Origin of the sequence: Pseudomonas fluorescens (assembly GCF_902497875.1) — a bacterium.
Lineage (GTDB): Bacteria > Pseudomonadota > Gammaproteobacteria > Pseudomonadales > Pseudomonadaceae > Aquipseudomonas > Aquipseudomonas fluorescens_BR.
Window position 1 is genome coordinate 1 of the sequence record NZ_CABVHY010000070.1, and the last position, 5,777, is coordinate 5,777.

Consider the following 5,777-nt stretch of genomic DNA (forward strand, 5'->3'; position numbering starts at 1 on the left):
TCATAGACAAAACCGTCGGGCAAGGCCCCCTCGGTTTTGAACGGTTGGCCAGTGGACTCGGTGACCGCTTGCCAATGCTCAAGGATGTAGCGCCGCGTAGTTGGCTCCAGCGCGGCACCGCTGCCGGTCCTCAAGCCGCCCACCACAAGATGCAACTCGATACCTGCCGCTCGCGCCTGCTCTGCCAGGGCCTCGGCCACCGGAGCAAAGCCCCAGCACCAGGAACACATCGGGTCCATTACATAGAGCAAGCGTGCGGACATGACTCAGGCCTCGGTGTTGGACTGGCGGTAGTTGAAACCAATCGGATGTGGCTGGTTGCGGGCTTTCGCCAACTCGATCTGCTTCTGCCGGTCGATGGCACTGCGTCGGGTTTTCTCGCTCAGTTTATCCCAGCAATGCGGGCAACTGATGCCGGCCACATAGTGCTCGGAGGTGCGATCTTCGACGCTGATTGGTGTACGACAGGCATGACATTGATCGTAGTCTCCTTCGCTGAGGTCGTGGCGCACGGTGACCCGGTTATCGAAGACGAAGCAGTCGCCGCGCCATTGGCTATCTTCCTGCGGCACCTCTTCGAGGTACTTCAGAATGCCGCCCTTGAGGTGATACACCTCGTCGAAGCCCTGGCTGAGCATGTAGCTCGAAGCCTTCTCGCAGCGGATGCCGCCGGTGCAGAACATCGCGACTTTCTTGTGTCTGGCCGGATCGAAGTTGGCTTTGATGTAGTCCGGAAATTCGCGAAAGCTGGTGGTTTTCGGGTCGATGGCGCCTTCGAAGGTGCCGATCGAGACTTCATAATCGTTACGGGTGTCGATCAACAATACTTCCGGATCGCTGATCAGCGCGTTCCAGTTCTGCGGATCGACATAGGTGCCGACCTGCTTGTTCGGGTCGACACCGTCAACGCCGAGGGTGACGATTTCTTTCTTGAGCTTGACCTTGGTCCGATAGAACGGCTGATCTTCGCAGTACGACTCTTTGTGGTCGATGTCGTCCATGCGCGGATCGTTCTTCAACCAGGCCATCAGCCCGTCGATGCCTTCGCGGCTGCCGGAAACGGTGCCGTTGATGCCTTCTTCAGCGATCAACAACGTGCCTTTGACGCCGTTATCGACCATCGCCTGCAGCAGTGGCTCGCGCAGGGCTACGTAATCTTCAAGGGTGACGAACTTATACAGTGCCGCCACGACAATGTTTTGTGTCATGGGTGATCTCCAGGTGGCTACCCTCGTAAAGGGTGAACCGGATGCAAAAAAAACGCGCCGGCTAACTTGAGTTAGTGGCGCGTTGCGGATTCTAGCAAAAACAGCTGCGGTTGGCTGTAGATCGTCAAGATCGCAGCCTGCGGCAGCTCCTACAAAAGCTCGCCCTGCGCAACTCCCGGAGGAGCTGCCGAAGGCTGCGATTTTAAGGTTTGCTCCCGCCGGCGCAGGTCGGCGATGCCGGGGCCGCGCCGATCTTCGCCCATTCTTCAGGCGTGTAGGTATGCAGCGCCAACGCATGGAACTCACCCATCAGGTCGCCGAGCGTGGCGTAAACCTTTTGGTGCCGCTTGACGCTGTTGAGCCCGGCAAACTGCTCACTGACCAGCACTGCCTTGAAGTGGGTTTGCAGCCCACGACTGTGCATATGGCTTTCATCCAGTACGTGCAGATGCTCGGGCTGCAATGCGCTCAGCGCCGATTCGATACGTTGTTGCATGGTCATTCCCGGCTCCGCTTAAGGCTTTTTCTTGGCCGGTGCTGCTGCACCTTTTGGCTCAAGTTCGGCAGTCATGTCAGCCAGCAGTTTGTTGACTACAGGTACCGCGCTTTCCAGCTTGGCCTGAGTCATCTGAGCCGATTGCTGAGTCAGCTGCGGCATTTTTTCCAGGACTTTTTTGCCCAGCGGCGATTTGTAGAACGCTACCAGGTCCTTGAGCTCGGTTTCGCTGAAGTTGCTGGTGTAGAGCTTGACCATGTCAGGCTTGAGCTTGTTCCAGCCAATAGCCTGGTCCAGAGCCGCGTTAGCCTTGGCCTGGTAGGTTTCCAGCAGGGCTTTTTTCGACTCAGGGGCTTTGGTTTGTTCAAAGCGCTGGGCGAACATTTGTTGCACTTGCATGTACACCGGGGTACCGAGCTTGTCGGCGTGTGCCAGAGTCAGGAAGGCTTCGGCACTGGCATTGTGGCTGGCGGTATCGGCAAGAGCCTGGCCGCTGGCGCAAACCAGAACAACCGCGGTACAGATGGCACGAAGACGAGTCATCAAGTTTCCTTTTCTAGCTGGCGAGGTAAAACCCCAAGGGCGACCATTCTGCACCTAAAAAACGCTGTCACTCAACCCCAAGCCTTACCAGGCCTGATTTGCAGGGTCCGAACGGTAGAAAAATCGACCGATGGAACCCTGACGGCGGATCACGGCCTAAACTGGCGAATCAGACCAACCGGAGTGTGACCGATGAGCCGTATCGAAACCGACAGCCTGGGGCAGGTTGAAGTCCCGGATGAAGCCTACTGGGGCGCTCAGACACAACGCTCGCTGATCAACTTCGCCATCGGCAACGAACGCATGCCGATCGCCGTGCTACATGCCCTGGCACTGATCAAGAAAGCCGCTGCGCGGGTCAACGACCGCAACGGTGACGTGCCCGCCGACATCGCCCGGCTGATCGAACAGGCCGCCGATGAAGTGCTCGATGGCGAGCACGACGCGCAGTTCCCGCTAGTGGTCTGGCAGACGGGTAGCGGCACCCAGAGCAATATGAACGTCAATGAAGTGATCGCCGGACGCGCCAACGAACTGGCCGGCAATCCCCGCGGCGGCAAGGTTCCGGTGCATCCCAACGATCATGTGAACCGCTCGCAGAGCTCCAACGACTGCTTCCCTACCGCCATGCATATCGCTGCCGCCCAAGCGGTGCAGCACCATCTGCTGCCAGCCATCAACGAATTGTCCGGCGGGCTGGCGGAGCTGGCAGCGCGGCACATGAAACTGGTCAAGACCGGCCGAACGCACCTGATGGACGCGACGCCGATCACCTTTGGCCAGGAACTCTCGGCGTTTATCGCGCAACTGGACTATGCCGAGAGGGCCATACGCAGCGCCCTGCCAGCGGTCTGCGAACTGGCCCAGGGCGGTACCGCCGTGGGCACCGGGCTCAACTCGCCGCACGGTTTTGGCGAAGCGATCGCCGCCGAGCTGGCCGCCCTTTCCGGTCTGCCATTTGTCACCGCGCCGAACAAGTTTGCGGCGCTGGCCGGCCATGAGCCGTTGACCACCCTCTCCGGTGCGCTGAAAACCCTCGCCGTGACGTTGATGAAGATCGCCAATGACCTGCGTTTGCTGGGTTCTGGCCCTAGGGCCGGCTTTGCAGAGGTGAAACTGCCGGCCAACGAACCCGGCAGTTCGATCATGCCCGGCAAGGTCAATCCGACCCAGTGCGAAGCGCTGTCGATGCTCGCCTGCCAGGTGCTGGGCAACGACGTGGCCATCGGCTTCGCCGCCAGTCAGGGGCATCTGCAACTGAACGTGTTCAAACCGGTGATCATTCACAACCTGCTGCAATCGATCCGCCTGCTGGGCGATGGCTGCAGCAACTTCCAGCAGCATTGCATCGCCGGACTGGAACCCGACCCGGTGCAAATGGCCGCGCACCTGGAGCGTGGCTTGATGCTGGTAACGGCGTTGAACCCGCATATCGGCTACGACAAGTCGGCAGAAATCGCCAAGAAAGCCTATGCCGAGAACCTGACCCTGCGTGAGGCCGCGCTGCAGTTGGGGTATCTGACCGATGAAGAGTTTGATGCCTGGGTTCGGCCGGAGAATATGCTGGAGGCTGGGAAGCAGGGCTAGACATCGCGGGTTGCCGCAATTTCACGGGTATACCCGATCGGCGTAGGAGTTGCCGAAGGCTGCGATCTTTTCGAGGCACCCAAGATCAAAAGATCGCAGCCTGCGGCAGCTCCTACAGGGCTTGTGTACGCAGAAGGTCTCGCTACTTTCTAAACCCTCGAAGCAAACACCGCCTGATGCTGACGGCACTGTTCGGCGCTGAGCATGAACACGCCATGGCCGCCGTGTTCGAAGTCGAGCCAGGCGAAGTCCACTTCCGGGTACAGCGCTTCGACGTGCACCTGGCTGTTGCCGACTTCGACGATCAGCAAACCTTTTTCGGTCAGGTGATCCGCCGCTTCGCTGAGCATGCGTCGCACCAGGTTCAAGCCGTCCTCACCGCAGGCCAGACCCAACTCGGGCTCATGCTGATACTCGTCCGGCATGTCGGCGAAATCTTCGGCATCGACGTACGGCGGATTGGAAACGATCAGGTCGAAACGCTGGCCCGGCAGACCATCGAAACCATCCCCCTGAACCGTATAGACCCGCTCGTCGACACCGTGACGTTCAATGTTCTGATTGGCGACTTCCAGCGCTTCGAACGACAGATCGGCCAGTACCACTTCGGCGTTCTGGAACTCATAAGCGCAGGCGATACCAATGCAGCCCGAACCGGTGCACAGGTCAAGAATGCGTGCCGGCTCGGCGTCCAACCAGGGCGCAAATCGTTTTTCGATCAGCTCGCCAATCGGTGAGCGCGGGATCAGCACTCGTTCGTCAACGATGAACGACATACCGCAGAACCACGCCTCACCCAACAAGTAAGCCGTAGGGATCCGCTCTTCGATACGACGCGTGATCAGGCGTTGCAGATTGACCAACTCGTCCTCTTCCAGGCGGCAGTCCAGATAACTGTCGGCAATTTCCCAAGGCAGGTGCAACGCGCCGAGCACCAATTGACGGGCTTCGTCCCAGGCATTGTCAGTCCCATGGCCGAAAAACAGATCCTCCCCATGAAAACGGCTGACGGCCCAACGGATGTGGTCGCGCAAGGTGCGCAGGCGGGAAGTGATCACGGGACAAACTCCTGAAAAAACGACTGACGATTCTAACAGCCAAAACGCCCCCCGACGACGCATGAAAAACACCAACTCACTGTAGGAACTATCCATTTTTCAAGCTTTTACTTGAACAGAACCACCCTCTTGACAAGGCTGTAGGCCAGCAACCACACAGCCTACGTTGGTAGCGATTCACAGAAGCGCTCAGCCAGAGGACAATGTCGCAAAAGCCCTACCCAAAGGAGCCCCAGAATGTCCGTTCCAAAGACGATGTTTCAACTCACCGGCCGTGGTTATGCACCGGCCAGTTTGAGCCATGCCAGCCTGGTCATCATTGATGCCCAGAAAGAGTATCTCAGTGGCCCATTGGCCCTGACCGGCATGGATGCTGCCGTCGAAAACATCAAGCAACTGGTCGCCGCGGCCCGCGCTGCCGGCCGGCCGATTGTGCATGTGCATCACCTCGGCACCGTGGGTGGAATGTTCGACCCGCAAGGCGCACGCGGTGAGTTCATCCCGGGCCTCGAGCCACAAGGTGACGAGACCATCGTCGGCAAGCTGCTGCCCAGTGCCTTCCATGGCACGGAGTTGGAAAAACGTCTGCAGGACCTCGGCTCGCTGGACTTGATCGTCTGCGGTTTCATGAGTCACTCCAGTGTCAGCACCACGGTACGCGCAGCCAAGAACCTGGGTTTTCGTTGCACCCTGGTGGAAGATGCGTGCGCGACCCGCGACCTGCCGTACAAAGGCGGTATCCTGAGCGCGGAACATGTGCAGCAAACCGAAATGGCGATCATGGCGGACAACTTCGCCACCCTCGCGATGACCAAAGACCTGATCTGACCGCCCCTCGATGAGCGGACCAACGCGCCGCTCATCTGCAAAGACCTCTCATTCTCT

General features: G+C 59.0%; 6 protein-coding genes and 1 pseudogene. 2 read left to right on the forward strand and 5 right to left on the reverse strand.

Annotated elements, in window-relative coordinates; translation table 11 throughout:
* From F8N85_RS33355 to F8N85_RS33370, 4 genes and pseudogenes are all read right to left on the reverse strand, one after another.
* Positions 1-263 (reverse strand): annotated as a pseudogene (locus tag F8N85_RS33355) (DsbA family protein); the annotation flags it as partial.
* A gap of 3 nt (positions 264-266) precedes the next feature.
* Positions 267-1,208 carry a rhodanese-related sulfurtransferase gene (locus tag F8N85_RS33360; protein ID WP_150806687.1) on the reverse strand — a complete coding sequence of 314 codons (942 nt, stop codon included), beginning with the start codon at positions 1,206-1,208 and terminating at the stop codon, positions 267-269.
* Positions 1,209-1,410: 202 nt separating this feature from the next.
* The gene (locus F8N85_RS33365; protein ID WP_150807645.1) at positions 1,411-1,710 is read right to left on the reverse strand and encodes a BolA family protein; all 300 of its coding nucleotides are present in this window, start codon (positions 1,708-1,710) and stop codon (positions 1,411-1,413) included.
* Between the two features lie 12 nt (positions 1,711-1,722).
* Positions 1,723-2,247 (reverse strand): DUF2059 domain-containing protein, encoded by a 525-nt coding sequence (locus F8N85_RS33370; RefSeq protein ID WP_150640218.1) that lies wholly within the window; start codon positions 2,245-2,247, stop codon positions 1,723-1,725.
* 192 nt (positions 2,248-2,439) lie between these two features.
* Here F8N85_RS33370 and F8N85_RS33375 point away from each other — a divergent pair, with 192 nt between their 5' ends.
* Complete coding sequence (locus tag F8N85_RS33375) at positions 2,440-3,834, forward strand: class II fumarate hydratase (protein WP_150807646.1); 1,395 nt, start codon at positions 2,440-2,442, stop codon at positions 3,832-3,834.
* 149 nt (positions 3,835-3,983) lie between these two features.
* Here the strand turns inward: F8N85_RS33375 and prmB are convergent, their stop codons facing one another.
* Positions 3,984-4,892, reverse strand: a complete 909-nt coding sequence (gene prmB / locus F8N85_RS33380; protein WP_150805231.1) for a 50S ribosomal protein L3 N(5)-glutamine methyltransferase — start codon at positions 4,890-4,892, stop codon at positions 3,984-3,986.
* 237 nt (positions 4,893-5,129) lie between these two features.
* On the opposite strand from prmB, the gene F8N85_RS33385 reads away from it, so the two are divergent.
* Positions 5,130-5,720 (forward strand): cysteine hydrolase family protein, encoded by a 591-nt coding sequence (locus F8N85_RS33385; RefSeq protein WP_150805232.1) that lies wholly within the window; start codon positions 5,130-5,132, stop codon positions 5,718-5,720.
* Positions 5,721-5,777: the final 57 nt, after the last annotated feature.